The sequence below is a fragment of the Ruegeria sp. AA6 genome, from assembly GCF_056542865.1.
In genome coordinates this window covers 139,637-153,091 of sequence record NZ_JBQGAN010000006.1, presented here as the reverse complement: position 1 = coordinate 153,091, position 13,455 = coordinate 139,637, and the positions used below count along the sequence as shown (strand labels likewise).

13 protein-coding genes are annotated in these 13,455 nt (G+C 60.2%); 3 read left to right on the top strand and 10 right to left on the bottom strand.

The genetic code is table 11. The features are described from left to right. Position 1: 1 nt before the first annotated feature. Genes ACR0LN_RS10515 through ACR0LN_RS10495 form a run of 5 tightly spaced genes read right to left on the bottom strand, consistent with a single transcriptional unit; the run spans position 2 to position 4,196 of the window. Complete coding sequence (locus ACR0LN_RS10515) at positions 2–544, bottom strand: DUF3833 domain-containing protein (protein ID WP_480429609.1); 543 nt, start codon at positions 542–544, stop codon at positions 2–4. Then, positions 541–1,158: a DUF3833 domain-containing protein gene (locus ACR0LN_RS10510; RefSeq protein ID WP_480429608.1), complete on the bottom strand. Its 618-nt coding sequence runs from the start codon at positions 1,156–1,158 to the stop codon at positions 541–543. Before ACR0LN_RS10510 ends, ACR0LN_RS10515 begins: the two co-directional genes overlap by 4 nt. Beyond that, positions 1,155–2,378: an MFS transporter gene (locus ACR0LN_RS10505; RefSeq protein WP_480429606.1), complete on the bottom strand. Its 1,224-nt coding sequence runs from the start codon at positions 2,376–2,378 to the stop codon at positions 1,155–1,157. The genes ACR0LN_RS10510 and ACR0LN_RS10505 overlap by 4 nt, the downstream gene beginning before the upstream one ends. Continuing rightward, entirely contained in the window at positions 2,378–2,911 is a 534-nt protein-coding gene (locus ACR0LN_RS10500) for a hypothetical protein (RefSeq protein ID WP_480429605.1), read from the bottom strand. The genes ACR0LN_RS10505 and ACR0LN_RS10500 overlap by 1 nt, the downstream gene beginning before the upstream one ends. Next, positions 2,874–4,196, bottom strand: a complete 1,323-nt coding sequence (locus ACR0LN_RS10495; RefSeq protein WP_480429604.1) for an NAD(P)/FAD-dependent oxidoreductase — start codon at positions 4,194–4,196, stop codon at positions 2,874–2,876. The genes ACR0LN_RS10500 and ACR0LN_RS10495 overlap by 38 nt, the downstream gene beginning before the upstream one ends. Positions 4,197–4,373: 177 nt before the next feature. On the opposite strand from ACR0LN_RS10495, the gene ACR0LN_RS10490 reads away from it, so the two are divergent. After that, positions 4,374–5,099 carry an SDR family NAD(P)-dependent oxidoreductase gene (locus ACR0LN_RS10490; protein WP_480429602.1) on the top strand — a complete coding sequence of 242 codons (726 nt, stop codon included), beginning with the start codon at positions 4,374–4,376 and terminating at the stop codon, positions 5,097–5,099. Between the two features lie 3 nt (positions 5,100–5,102). On the opposite strand, the gene ACR0LN_RS10485 is transcribed toward ACR0LN_RS10490, so the two are convergent. Then, complete coding sequence (locus ACR0LN_RS10485; protein ID WP_480429601.1) at positions 5,103–6,755, bottom strand: DUF6504 family protein; 1,653 nt, start codon at positions 6,753–6,755, stop codon at positions 5,103–5,105. Positions 6,756–6,816: 61 nt separating this feature from the next. Beyond that, on the bottom strand, positions 6,817–7,107 hold the full coding sequence (locus tag ACR0LN_RS10480; RefSeq protein ID WP_480429600.1) for an I78 family peptidase inhibitor: 291 nt from the start codon (positions 7,105–7,107) through the stop codon (positions 6,817–6,819). A gap of 129 nt (positions 7,108–7,236) precedes the next feature. Here ACR0LN_RS10480 and ACR0LN_RS10475 point away from each other — a divergent pair, with 129 nt between their 5' ends. Beyond that, positions 7,237–8,349 (top strand): S-(hydroxymethyl)glutathione dehydrogenase/class III alcohol dehydrogenase, encoded by a 1,113-nt coding sequence (locus tag ACR0LN_RS10475; RefSeq protein ID WP_480429599.1) that lies wholly within the window; start codon positions 7,237–7,239, stop codon positions 8,347–8,349. After that, on the top strand, positions 8,349–8,927 hold the full coding sequence (locus ACR0LN_RS10470) for a hypothetical protein (protein WP_480429598.1): 579 nt from the start codon (positions 8,349–8,351) through the stop codon (positions 8,925–8,927). The genes ACR0LN_RS10475 and ACR0LN_RS10470 overlap by 1 nt, the downstream gene beginning before the upstream one ends. Here the strand turns inward: ACR0LN_RS10470 and ACR0LN_RS10465 are convergent. The 3 genes from ACR0LN_RS10465 to ACR0LN_RS10455 all read right to left on the bottom strand — a co-directional run bounded on the left by ACR0LN_RS10465 (position 8,922) and on the right by ACR0LN_RS10455 (position 13,385). Then, complete coding sequence (locus ACR0LN_RS10465; RefSeq protein ID WP_480429597.1) at positions 8,922–9,860, bottom strand: DMT family transporter; 939 nt, start codon at positions 9,858–9,860, stop codon at positions 8,922–8,924. The two genes, ACR0LN_RS10470 and ACR0LN_RS10465, sit on opposite strands and share 6 nt — an antisense overlap. Before the next feature lie 144 nt (positions 9,861–10,004). Continuing rightward, on the bottom strand, positions 10,005–10,418 hold the full coding sequence (locus tag ACR0LN_RS10460; protein ID WP_480429596.1) for a group III truncated hemoglobin: 414 nt from the start codon (positions 10,416–10,418) through the stop codon (positions 10,005–10,007). 48 nt (positions 10,419–10,466) lie between these two features. Then, entirely contained in the window at positions 10,467–13,385 is a 2,919-nt protein-coding gene (locus tag ACR0LN_RS10455) for an error-prone DNA polymerase (RefSeq protein WP_480429595.1), read from the bottom strand. Positions 13,386–13,455: the final 70 nt, after the last annotated feature.

The window sequence follows — 13,455 nt, the reverse complement described above, 5'->3', positions numbered from 1 at the left end:
CTTATTTCTTTTCAAAGAATAGAATGACCTCACCCAGACGCACCCCATAGCGTGAGACATAGGCGCGGTTCAGCAGGCGATCATCACTCAGCAACCACATCCAGTCATCGAAATTCACCCGCATGGTGCCGTCCTTCACCGGCAGGTCGATCTTGTATTTCCAGTTGAATGTATCGCCACGCTCGACCCCGCTGGCGGTGCCCAGCACGCCCGGTGCTGTGCCGACCCATGTGTCCTCGCCAGTTTTGATCAGGGTCCAAATACGCTGTTCGGTGGCGCCGTCGTCATAGACGAAATCCTCGACCAGGGTCAGGGTTTTTCCATCCCATGTGCCGTCGATTTCCACCGTAAATCGACGGGGCACATTGCCTAGAACGTCCTGAAACTGACCATAGGCGACAGTCTCGCCTTCAAAGAATTCCTCAAGGTTCAGTTGTCGCTCAGACAGAAAGCTTTTTGGTACACGGGGCTTGGCCGAACAAGCCGCCAAAGCGGCAAGCCCAAGGACGGCAGAGGCCGAGACCAGAAACCGGCGGGTCATCATTGCAACGTCCTCGTTTCCGCCGTTGCATCATAGCCGTTAGAGCCGCTGACATGCGCCGCTTTGGTGTCCGGCGCCGGGCGCATGGTGGCAACCAATTCCGCGACCTTGATGCCGAACTTGCGCATCTCGGACCGGTTCATGATCACGCCGTTTTCGGTCAGATACATCCAGTCGGTGACGTCCAGCGTATGGCCGCCTGCATCTTCGGGCAGGATGATCCGGTAGGTCAGCTTGACGGTCGAGCCTGAGATGGTGCCGTGACCTTCGCCGACAATATCATCTGCCTTGGCGGTGAATGTGTTGCCGGTGCCCAAAGTCAGATACCATTTGCGGGTCATTTTCTTGCCATTGGAATAGGTGAAATATTCGGCCAGCGTGCCGGTATTGCCGTTCCATTCGCCCACCATTCGGGCGACAAAGCTGTTCGACATCTTGCCGTTAGGACCATAGATCAACCCCTCCGACAGGATCTCTCCGCTCAGGGCCTCTTTCATTTTGAATTCCGGCCCCGTGCCCGTGTAGTCGGACGGCGATTGCGACCGAAAGCTTAGAAACCGATTCTTGACGGCGAACAGGGCGAGGATGGCGAGCAGTAAAACAGCAAGTGTTTTCATTTGGCTGTAACCTCCGTGGGTAGCGTCAGGACCAAGCTGAACGCGCCGAGTTTCAGGATGCAGGGCAGTACGGCATAGGCGAAGGTGAGTGTCCGCAGAGCCTCGGTCGAATTTGCTTGCCCGGGTGTGAAGCCGCTGCGTTCCAGCAGGGGCAGAGTGAAAAAAGCCGCAAGCGCAAGGCCCAACTTGCCTGCGAATGACCAAATGCCGAACGCGGCGGATGCGTTCAGCCCCGCACGCGTCAGCACGACCGAAAACATGGCGGGCAGCACAACCATATCCGCGCCCAGCGCCGCGCCCGAGGCCAGGCAGATCAGAGCAAATCCGGTCAGGTCCCCGGCGGACAACATGGCGGCGCCGACAAAGCTTGTGATCGACAAGGGCATTGCGATCATCAGAGTCTGTTTCGGGCCAATCCGATTGCTGAGTTTGGCCCAGAACGGCACGGTCGCCCCAGCACTTAGGAAGAACAGAATAAGCAATGGCCCGGCTTTTCCGGGCAGCTGCAGTCGGTCCTCGACAAAGAACAGGAACAGGGTCGATGTAATCGCTACCGGCAGGCTGTTCACCAGCGCCAACAGCAGCAGGCGCAGAGCTCCGGCCTGACCCAGCCCTGCAAAGGACAGCCCGTCGCCGGTGATCGGTGTGCGCCGCCACATCGGCAAGGTCACAAGCAGGGTGAGAACGGCCAGCAAGCCCAGAAACAGGCCGAACGCCGGATAGCCCTGAGCGCTTGCCCCGAAGGCTACGAACAGCGCCGGAGCGCTGGCGGCAAGAACGACACCAGTCAACTGACCGCCTTCGCGCCATGCGGCCAGCGTCATCAGCTCTTTAGGCTCGGGACGTTTTGCCAGCGTCGCGCTGCGGCCATAGAGCAGGATGGTTCCGAGGCTATAGGCCGAGAACAAGAGTATCAGAACAGACACTAATACGGTGATACTGGCACCTTCGGGCAGGCCAAACAGCAAGGGGAAGCCGACCGCCAGACCTATTGCAGCCGCCGCAGCAAACACCATCTGCGCGCGCGGCCACCTGTCGATTGCCCAGCCAATCAGCGGATCTTGCACCAGATCGACCAGTCGGATCACCAGCAAGATGGTGCCGATCACTCCAAGACCTATGCCCAGATTGACGGCGGCAAAGCGCGGCAGGTGGATATACAGCGGGATACCGGCCGCAGCGAGCATCAGCGCATAAAGACTGACCCGAGGATACAGCATCACTGCCCCTTCAGTCGCCGGGTGAAACTGGCGGACCGGGTGTCATTTCCCAGAAAAATGGACATGAAGGCACGTTTGGCACCGGGATAGGACAGGGTGCAGGTCTTTTGCCCGTTGCGCCAGAACCCAACCTTGTTGGGACCTTCCGAGATCGCGACATAGCTGTCGCCCTTGCTGACGGCTTGAAAACACTGCTCTAGTTGGGCTTGCGTTGGGGCCGGATTGCCTTGTCGGGCCATCTCATCCAGCGTGGACTCGACCAGCGCCTTTTGCTTCAGGGTCTTGCGATAGGTCAGTTGCAGACCGACATCCTCGCTCCAATTGAACGCGGCGCCACGGGGCGTGTAGAGCTGGGCGTCATAGATCGGCACGCCCACGAACCGGAATGTTGCGGTTCCCTTGAGTTGCGCGTCAGTCAGCGTTTGCGAAACTGGTGACGCCGCCAGTCCTCCGGGTGCCAGCATCGCAAGGCAGACCAATACCGCGCGGCCGGTATCAGGCAGGGATGGCCGGGTCTTTTTCAAGCATGCCATTGTCAGCTCCGAGTGTTTGCGGGGTGCCGTTCAGGTGCTCGACAACATGCATCGCGCTGGCAATCCCGTCTTCGTGAAAGCCGTGCCGATTGTAGGCCCCGGCAAACCAGGTTCGGTTCTGTCCCTGCATCTCGCGGATTTGTCCTTGGGCCTTCAGAGCGGCCTTGTCGAACACCGGATGGGCAAACTCGACCTGATCATAAATCTTATCCGCGGGAATTTCTGACGACGCGTTCAGCGTCACGAACAACGGATCGCTGTCCGGTATGTTTTGCAGCCGGTTCATCCAGTAAGTGACGCCGACATTCCCGGCCTGCGAGCGATAGGTCCAACTCGACCAGCAGGCCCGCCTACGTGGCATCTGGCGCGGGTCACTATGCAGGATGGCGGTGTTGGGTTGATACTTAATCGACCCTAACGCGGCCTTTTCCGCATCAGTTGCGAACTCGCCCAATATGGCCAGCGATTGATCGGAATGAGTGGCGAGGATGATTTCATCAAACAGATCGGTCTGCCCCTGACTGTGGACAGTCACGCCGGTCTCATTGCGCTGAATGTGGTCGACGGGCGATGCAAGACGGATTTCGCTGCCTCTTGCGCGAAGGGCGGCGTCGATGCGGCGGACATACTCGATACTGCCGCCTTTGACCGTATACCACTGATGCTGATTGGCGCGGCCACTGGCCAGAAGGGCGTGATTGCGGAAGAATTGCACCAGCGAGCGGGCCGGAAATTGATCCACGAACTCCACCGGGGTCGACCAGATCGCGCCGCACATGGGCATCAAGTAGTTGTGACGGAACCAGTGGCCCAGACGCAGTTGATCGACCAGTTCTCCGATGGTGGTGTCATCGTCTTGGGCGGCTTCAGGGGCTTCTTTTCCGAACCGCAGGATGTCGGCGATCATCTTGTAATATGCAGGGCGGGCGAGGTTGCGTTTCTGCGCTGTCAGCGTGCGCAGGTTGTTCAGCCCGTATTCGATGCGGCCGTTGTCGATGGTAGCGCCAAAGCTCATCTCGGATTTGATGACCGGCACGTTCAGTTCGTCAAACAGCCGCGTCAGGTAGGGATAAGTGGCATAGTTGAACACGATGAAGCCGGTGTCGACGGGCTGATCCCCGTTTTTGCCCGCCAGCACAGTGCGGGCGTGGCCACCCAGCCTCGGCTCGGCCTCAAATACTGTCACGTCGTTGTTTTCGGAAAGATAGTAAGCGGCCGACAGACCAGAGATACCTGCACCTACTACTGCGATTTTCTTGCGTACGCCTCGGGTTTCGTCGAACATGCCATCCTCTTTGTGCGACATTTTACAATAGGATACGCATGGTATGCGCGGGTGGATCAATCAGATTAGATGTTTTTCTTGGGCGCACTATGTTGTGAGGCTTGGTGATGTGATCCAGCACCTTTCCCCGCTCGTAAAACCTGCACCACAACAGAAAAGAACTGAAATGGCCGGGGCATGAGCAGCTTTGACGGAAAAACCTATTGGATTGTCGGCGCCAGCGAAGGGCTGGGCCGGGCGCTGGCCGAGGCACTTAGCCGTGAGGGCGCGCATCTGATCCTGTCTGCACGCAATGCCGACCGTCTGGCCGAGATCTGCGCCGCCCTGCCAAATGCGCAAGCCGTTCCCTGCGATGTGACCGATCTGGATTCGGTGCGCCGTGCCGCGGTTGAGGCCGGAGAGGTCGATGGGCTGGTCTACAACGCCGGAGCCTATGAACCGATGCGCACGGGCGATTGGGATACCGAAGCTGTTCTGACGATGACCGATGTGAATTATACCGGTGCGCTGCGGGTTCTGGGAGAGACGGTGCCCAAATTTGTGCCGGAAGGCCGTGGGGATATAACTCTGATCGGGTCCCTGTCCGGGTATCGTGGTTTGCCAGCGGCGGTGGGCTATTCGGCCAGCAAGGCAGCGCTGATCTCCTTGGCGGAAACGATGCGGTTTGATCTGAAGGGCACCGGGGTGACGGTGCGGATCGTCAATCCGGGCTTCATCAAGACCCGTTTGACCGAGAAGAACGATTTCAAGATGCCGATGTTGATGACGCCCGAGGATGCGGCGGATCGGGTGGTCAAGGCAATGTCATGCCGCCGCTTCCGTACCGATTTTCCGGCACCATTTTCCTGGGTGATCCGGTTGTTGGATTACTTGCCGGATTGGCTGGTTTATCGCAGAAAATAGACTCTAACCAAACTGTCCCTGACAGAACCAGCCCGCCGACATGGTGCCTCCGTGCCCGTAGAACAGCCACAGCCGTTCCCCCTGTTCCGTCACCACCACCCAGTAATCGCGCACGCCGCTGCGCCAGTTGGGATCGTCCAGCCACCATTCCGGAGCGATGCGTTCCGGGCCGGTGGCCTGCGCCAGCTGCCAGTCGCGCCCGCGCCAGCGAAAGGCGCTGGGCACATCCGGGGTTTCCGGGGCCATGACCGGTTCGGGCTGCCACATCTGCAAGGGGCGGGGGCGCGGAGGTGCAGGCCAGTCGCGCGCCGGTTCCGACCAAGCCGCCGCCAGCACCTGCGCGGTTTTCTCGGGGATATGCGAAGCTGCCGGGTGCCGCCGGGTGATCACCTCAAGCCCGACGCGGGCACCCAGTTTGCCGATCAGGTCGTCGATGGCGGTGTTGCCTTCGATCCGGTTGCGCACGGCACGGCTGGCCTCGGCATGGCCGGTCATGGTGCGGGCGTGGATGGGCTCGGTCTGGATCGCCTCAAGCCGCAGCATGTCGATGCCATAGCCTGCGTCGATCTTGTCAACTTTCATCTCTAACAAAGGGCGAATGCGGTGTTTGTCATGAGTTGGCCGGGCCAGACCAACCTCAATGACCTCAGCCGCCTGATCCGCACGGTGGGCTTCCAGCCGTAATGTGCGAACACCTCGGCCTTTCTCTTCCAGTTTGGTGCAGAGCGTCGGCAGCACCCGGTCGATGGCGGCCATCACGTCCTCAACCAACCCGATCGGGTTGGGCAGGGTCATGCGCACCGCAAAGTGATGCGGCGGACGGGCGGGCGAGACCGGCTCGGGCGCGCTGCCCATCGCCTGATCCAGCCGCAGCACCAGCCCACGTCCGAACCGCCGCGCCAACGACGCACGCGGTTGCCCCAACAGGTCGCCGATCCGGCGCAGGCCCAGACGGTTCAGCTGCGCGACCACCTGATCCTCGAGCCGCAGTGCTGCGATGGGCAGGGGGCTGAGCGCGCCATAGGATTGCCCCGGCGCGGCAATCCGCGCGCCACCGCCCAGCGCCATCACCTGCGGCGCGGCCCCGCCCTTGGTCCAGTGCCGCCGTTTGGTGGCACGGGCGCGGGTGGCGCGCGCCTCTTGGCTGATGGCGTCACCGTTGCGGTCGGATGTGGCCTCTTGCCCCGCATAACGGGCCAACGCCCAGGCCGCGCCCAGCGTGTCGGCAATGCCCATCTGCACGCTGAGGCCCATATCGGCGCAGTCAGTCTCAAGCACGCTCAGCAACGCCTCTTCCCCACCGAACAGATGCGCGCAGCCCGACAAGTCGACGATCAGTCCGTCGGGGGCTTCTTCGGCCACCCACGGGCTGAACTTGCCGGCCCAGCGGCGCAAAGCGGTCAGGAATGCAGCTTCGGCCGGGGTGTTGCGCGGGCGAGTCACAAGGCTGGCGCACATGGCATGGGCATCACGCACCGGTTGACCGACGTGCAGACCAGCGGCCTGCGCCTGATCATTCAGCGAGGTAACAACCTGCATGTTCGACTGTTCAGCCACCACGGCCAAAGGCCCATCCTGCAGGCCCCGCGCAGCGCGGACCAGCCGTTCAGCCCCCAGACGGGGGAACCAGAGTGAAAGTATTCGGCTTTTGGGCATCGGCAGACATCAAAATGTTCCCATTTTGTTCTTATTATAGAATCATGCCCTGAGTCCACGCTTACCCGCAGGACAGACGTTGAATAATTCCTCTGCCATTCACAAAGACATTCAGCCGGTCGATGCGGTAATCCTGCGTGGCAATGTCATCCGGGCCAAGAACACGTGACCGTTCGGGCAGGCTAGCCTGAATGGTCGAGACTGGCTGACCGATGGATTCGGCGAAAGGCTCGCCCAGACAAAAGGCCAATTCGACCGGTGCGTCGTCGGATGCATTTCGGACGTTTTCAGGCGCTGGTGCGGTCTCGGCACAGGCGGCCAGCAGGATCAAAAATGGAATAAAACGGCGCATTGGCGCTCCTCTTTCCGGCAATGTCGTTTCTGCAATATCAAATCATTAGCCAATCTGTCATCAAAGCACAGTTGAAAACGTCCTGCGATTGCCGCAGGGTCGGGTCAAAGAAGACAGGGAGACAACGATATGCGTACCCGTGCCGCCGTCGCCATTCAGGCGGGCAAACCTTTGGAAGTGATGGATGTGAACCTCGAAGGCCCCAAAGCGGGTGAGGTTCTGGTGGAAATCAAAGCCACCGGTATTTGCCACACCGATGAATTTACCCTGTCGGGTGCGGACCCTGAAGGCTTGTTTCCGGCCATTTTGGGCCATGAAGGCGCAGGCGTCGTGGTCGAGGTCGGGCCGGGCGTGACCAGCCTGAAGCCGGGTGATCACGTGATCCCGCTCTACACCCCGGAATGTCGTGAGTGTGAATACTGTCTGCACCCAAAAACCAACCTGTGTCAGGCAATCCGCACCACGCAGGGCCAGGGCCTGATGCCCGACGGAACCTCGCGCTTTTCGACGCTGGATGGTGATCCGATCCTGCACTACATGGGCTGCTCGACCTTCTCGAACCACACGGTTCTGCCCGAGATCGCGCTCGCCAAGGTGCGGGAAGACGCGCCGTTCGACAAGATCTGCTACATCGGTTGTGGTGTGACCACCGGCATCGGCGCGGTTATCAATACTGCAAAGGTCGAGATCGGCAGTCGCGCCATCGTTTTCGGACTGGGCGGCATTGGTCTTAACGTGATCCAGGGCCTGCGTCTGGCCGGGGCCGACCAGATTGTTGGCGTTGACTTGAACCCGTCCAAGGTGGAAATGGCCACGAAATTCGGCATGACCGAATTCGTGAACCCCAAAGAGGTCGAGGGCGATCTGGTTCCTTATCTGGTCAATCTGACCAAGGGCGGCGCGGATTACACATTCGACGCCACCGGCAATGTCGGCGTGATGCGCGATGCACTGGAATCGGCGCATAAGGGCTGGGGTGAGTCGATCATCATCGGCGTGGCGCCCGCAGGGGCCGAAATCTCGACCCGTCCGTTCCAACTGGTCACCGGCCGTTCGTGGCGCGGGACAGCCTTCGGCGGTGCGCGTGGCCGGACCGACGTGCCGAAGATTGTCGACTGGTACATGGAAGGGAAGATCGAGATTGACCCGATGATCACCCACACCATGGGTCTGGACGACATCAACCACGGCTTCGACTTGATGCATAAGGGCGAAAGCATCCGCTCGGTTGTGGTCTACTAATGCAGGTTGCATTCGTCGCTCAAGACAGCGGCGAATTGCTTCAAAACCTAGAAACGTGGGGGGCTTGTGCGCCCCCGCGTTTAGATCGGCGAGGTCGACAGAAAGAACTCGAAAGATTCTGTCTTCGCCTCTTGCTTCTGCATCAATGCCGGAATGGTTTGCTCGATTTTCCTATTAAAGTGCTGGAAAGCGAGAACCCGGATTTTGTTCTGAATTGCGACGGCTCCTCGACTGGAATCGAGGTCGTCGAGGCGAGCGATCCTCGTGAGCAAGCAGAATGGACAGCGCATGAAAAAATGAATTTAGGCACCGATGGGCCAATCTTTCGACAAATATACTTGATGGATCCGGACAGAATGGCAAAGTTCCGAGCACTAGTTGAAAAGACGATCCTTTTAAAAGCAAAGAAATGTAGTTCTGGCGTAGACGAGTTATTGATTTACGCGAACACAGATTGGGACGACTTTGAAGACCTGGAGTGGAAGATATCCGCTCTTGCTGACTGTAAACAAGTCGGACGCAGGTTTTCCAAAATTTGGATGCTAAGTGGCGGAGATGTATTTACCATTTCTTCATGAACCCGGTCGTGACGCCCCGGTATCCGATCGTGGCGACCGCACGCGCAGAACCGGTGTATTGACCGACGACGTGTTCGCCCGGCTCTCGCGCCAGACCACGAAGACACCGGATGCAATGATGATGCTAGCTCCGACGGCGACCCAGACGTCGGGCGTTTCGCCAAAGAAGATCATGCCGAACAGGGTCGCCCAGATAATCTGGCTGTATTGGCTGGGGGCCACGACTCCGGCGGGCGCGGCGCGGTAGGCGAGGATGATCAGGTGTTGTGCGATCACCGAGAATACGCCGACCAGCGCCATCATTGCCAGATGCAGCAGCGATGGTGGTTGATAGACGGCAGGTTGCAGCAGACTCATCACGACGATGGCCAACAGCATCGGGTAGAGGATCAGCACGGCCGAACGTTCCTCATTCCCGATTTTACGGACCAAAACAGACCCTAACGCACTGCAAAACGCCGCTGTCAGCGCGGCCAGGTGGCCAAGGGTGATGTCCGTTGCGCCTGGGCGCAGGACGATCAGAACGCCGATCAGGCCGACGCCGACGGCAGCCCAGCGCTGGGCGCGCACGACCTCTCCCAATAACGGGATCGACAGGACCGTGACGAACAATGGGAAAGCAAACAAAAGAGAATAGACTTCGGCCAAGGGCAGTGCCGAGAAGGCGTAGAAGGCACAGACCATCGACGTGACCAACAAGGCCGATCGCAACAGCACCAGCCAGGGGTGGTGCGGCAGAAAGTTTCCGGTCGTCCGGTCGGTCAGGATGGTCACCGCCATCGGGACAAAGGAAAACAGCGTGGCAAAAAAGATGATCTGCATCACCGAATAGGTCCCGCCCAGCACCTTGATCAGCGCGTCATGGCTGGCAAAGACGGCAAAGCCCGCAAACGCAAAGCCAAGGCCCCTAAGGGTGGTGTTCTGAGTGCTCATCTCTGTGGCCTCGGGTTATGTCGGTGTGGTGGCACTGTGCCGTCGCAGCGCAAAGGGGCTGTCTTGCCTCTGAGTAAACCCATTTATGCGATCCGCATAGCCCTTATTTTACCGCTAACATTGCAAAGCCGCCATGTCGTAGGATCAACGCAGGATCGGTGGTGCGTCCTTAGGTTGGCGGGCCGATTGCACACCGGCCTTCATCCCTACGCCGATCCGCCGAGCCAGCGCGACCCAAGGGGTGGCGGTCTCTGGGGGCAAGGTTTGGGTGGCGACCTCTTCAAACAGGTCCAGCCAGTGGCTGAACATCTCGGGCTTCACATCGGGTCGTTCGATATGAACCCGCTGAGGATTGCCGTCATAGCTGCGCTCGTACAGGATGGCGTTGCGCCAGAAGGCGGCGATCTTTTCCTCATGCGCGGGCCAGTCGTTGACATGATTGGCAAAGACCGGGCCTAACACTGTGTCCTCGCGGACTCGGGCATAGAAGGCGCGGACCTGAGCGTTGATCTGGTCAGGTGTCGCCGGAAAGCGCGGAGGCAGGATAGGTCTGGTCATGAAGGCACCGAATTCGACTCTGTTCCGGGCCAATATCCGGTTGCGCGGTCAAGCGACAGGCGTGGTTTTGTCGCGCGGCTCGGGCGTAAGTAGATGCCGCAGCAGAGCGACCGGGTGCGCCCGCAGGCTGAGGCGAGTGGCGACGTAATCCTCGACCACCTGCTCGCCCAAGGTCATCTGAGGCAGGTACGCTTCGGGTTCATCCAGCGCCTCGCCCTCCAGATCCTGCGAAAACAGCGGTAAGGGTTTCGCAGTGGCAATCGCCTTGGCCTGCCACAGCGCCTCGCGCCTTGTCAGGTCGCAGGCGGCAAAGGCATCGGCCTCGGCCAGTCGTTCGATCACCGAGGGGCCAAGCCCCGCGCGGCGCCAGACATCGTCGACCTGATGGTAGCCATTGCCACGCGCGGCGGTCAGCCAGCTGGCGTCTTCCTCGCTGAGCCCCTTGATCTGGCGGAAGCCCAGCCGCAGCGCCAGCCCGCCCTGGCCGTCAGGCTCCATCACGTTGTCCCAGAAACTGGCATTGATGCAGACCGGGCGCACCTGAACCCCGTGTTCACGTGCATCGCGCACGATCTGGGCGGGCGCATAGAACCCCATCGGCTGCGAGTTCAGCAGGGCGCAGGCGAAAATCCCCGGATGGTGGCATTTGATCCAGGCCGAAGCATAGACCAGCAGCGCAAAGCTGGCTGCGTGGCTTTCGGGGAAGCCGTAGGACCCAAACCCTTCGATCTGCGAAAAACATCGCTCGGCAAAGTCGTCCTCATACCCGTTACGCTTCATGCCGCGCAGGAACAGAGCGCGGAATTCGCTTACATTGCCATGTTTCTTGAAGGTCGCCAGTGAGCGGCGCAACCGGTCGGCCTGTTCCGGGGTGAACCCCGCGCCGACAATAGCGATTTGCATCGCCTGTTCCTGAAACAGCGGCACGCCCAGCGTTTTGCCCAGCACCTCGCCCAATTCGTCCGAGGGAAAGCTGACCTCCTCCTCTCCGTTCCGGCGGCGGATATAGGGGTGGACCATATCGCCCTGAATCGGGCCGGGGCGGATGATGGCGACCTCGATCACCAGATCATAGAAATTGCGCGGCCGCATCCGGGGCAGGAAGTTCATCTGGGCGCGTGATTCCACCTGAAACACGCCGATACTGTCGGCCTTGCACAGCATGTCATAGACTGCGGGGTCCTCGGGCGGCAGGGTGGCGAGCGTATAGCCGGTCTGGTGATGCTGGGTGATCAGATCGAACGCCTTGCGGATACAGGTGAGCATCCCAAGGCTGAGGACGTCGACCTTAAGGATACCCAGCGAGTCGATGTCGTCCTTGTCCCAACAGATGACCGTGCGGTCCTCCATCGTGGCGTTTTCGATGGGGACCAGTTCGTCCAAGCGCCCCTCGGTGATGATGAAACCGCCGACATGCTGTGAGAGGTGGCGGGGGAAGCCGTTGATCTCATAAACCAGCATTAGGGTCTGTTTCAGGCGACGATCATTGGGGTCGAGGCCAATCTCGCGCATTCGCTCGGCCTCAAGTCCCGCAGCCGAGAAAAAGCCCCAGAGCTGCGAGGACAGGGCTGAAATGGTGTCCTCGGTAAGGCCCATGGCGCGGCCAACTTCGCGGATGGCGCGCTTGCCGCGATAGTGGATGACGGTGGCGCACAGCCCTGCGCGGTGGCGGCCATATCGGTCATAGATATGCTGGATCACCTCTTCGCGGCGTTCATGTTCGAAATCGACGTCTATGTCCGGCGGCTCGTCGCGCGCCTCGGAGACGAAGCGTTCGAAGACCATCGTGCCCATCTCGGGGCTGACCTCGGTGATGCCGAGGCAGAAGCAGACCACCGAATTGGCCGCTGATCCGCGTCCCTGACAGAGAATGTCACGGGAGCGGGCGAAATGAACGATGTCGCGGACGGTCAGGAAATAGGGCTCATACTTCAGCTTGCCTATCAGGGTGAGCTCATGCGCCAGCATTTTCTTGGCCTTCTCGGATGCGCCCGCTGGATAGCGCCATGTTAGCCCCTCATGGGCAAGACGGTGCAGGCGTTCGGTCGGGGTTTCCTGTTCGCTGCCCTCGCTTGGGTATTCATAGCGCAGCTCGTCAAGCGAGAAGGTGAGTTCTTCGCTGAGCGCGTGAGCGCGGGTAACAGCGCCCTCATGGTCTTTGAATATCCGCAACATCTCAACCTTGGACCGTAGACGTTGTTCGCCATTGGCCAGCGCCTCTCGGCCCAGATCATCCACCTTGCGGCGCAGGCGGATGGCGGTCAGTACATCCGCCAGCTTGCGACGGGCGCCGTGATGCATCATCGGTGTGGCGCTGGCGAGGGTGGGGATACCGAGTTGCTGAGATTCAGTCTCTAATAAGACAAAATATGCACTATCTGCGCCATCGTACCGAGGGTGCATCAACAGATGCATCCGCCCGGCAAAGCGGCGCGTCAGTTGTTGCGCCTGTGTCCGCCATGCGCCCGCGCCGCCCGGGATCCGGTCCGCCTGTGGCCAGAGCAGCAGGTGGAGACCGTCGGAGAATTCAAGCAGGTCGGACAGGTGCAGGATGCAGTCGCCTTTTTCGGCCCGCAGGCGACCTGCAGAGAGGATGCGGCACAGGTTGGCCCAGCCCTGCCGGTTCAGGGGCAGGGCGGTGACGGTGGGCGCGTCGGTAAAGATCAGCCGCGCTGCCGGGATCAGGCGGGGTACCGCGTGGATCGGGTACGAGGGCGGTTTCGGAATGTGATCGGGGCAGGGCGGGCCGATGGTGGTGTGCCGCGCCTCCCACTCCAACCGTTCGCGGACCTTGCGGGCGATCTCGCGCGACTGGGTATGGGCGCGGACAATCCCGGCGACCGAGTTGTCATCGGCAATGGCGATGGCGGGCAGGCCCAGGGTGACGGCACGCTCCATATACTCCTCGGGGTGGGATGCCCCGGTGAGAAAGGTGAAATTCGACGTGATCGACAGCTCGGCATACATGACGATTCCCTATTATATTCACGTTTTGTTCTTTTTCGAGTCCTTTGCGCAGGAACCGGGTCGCTTGCGG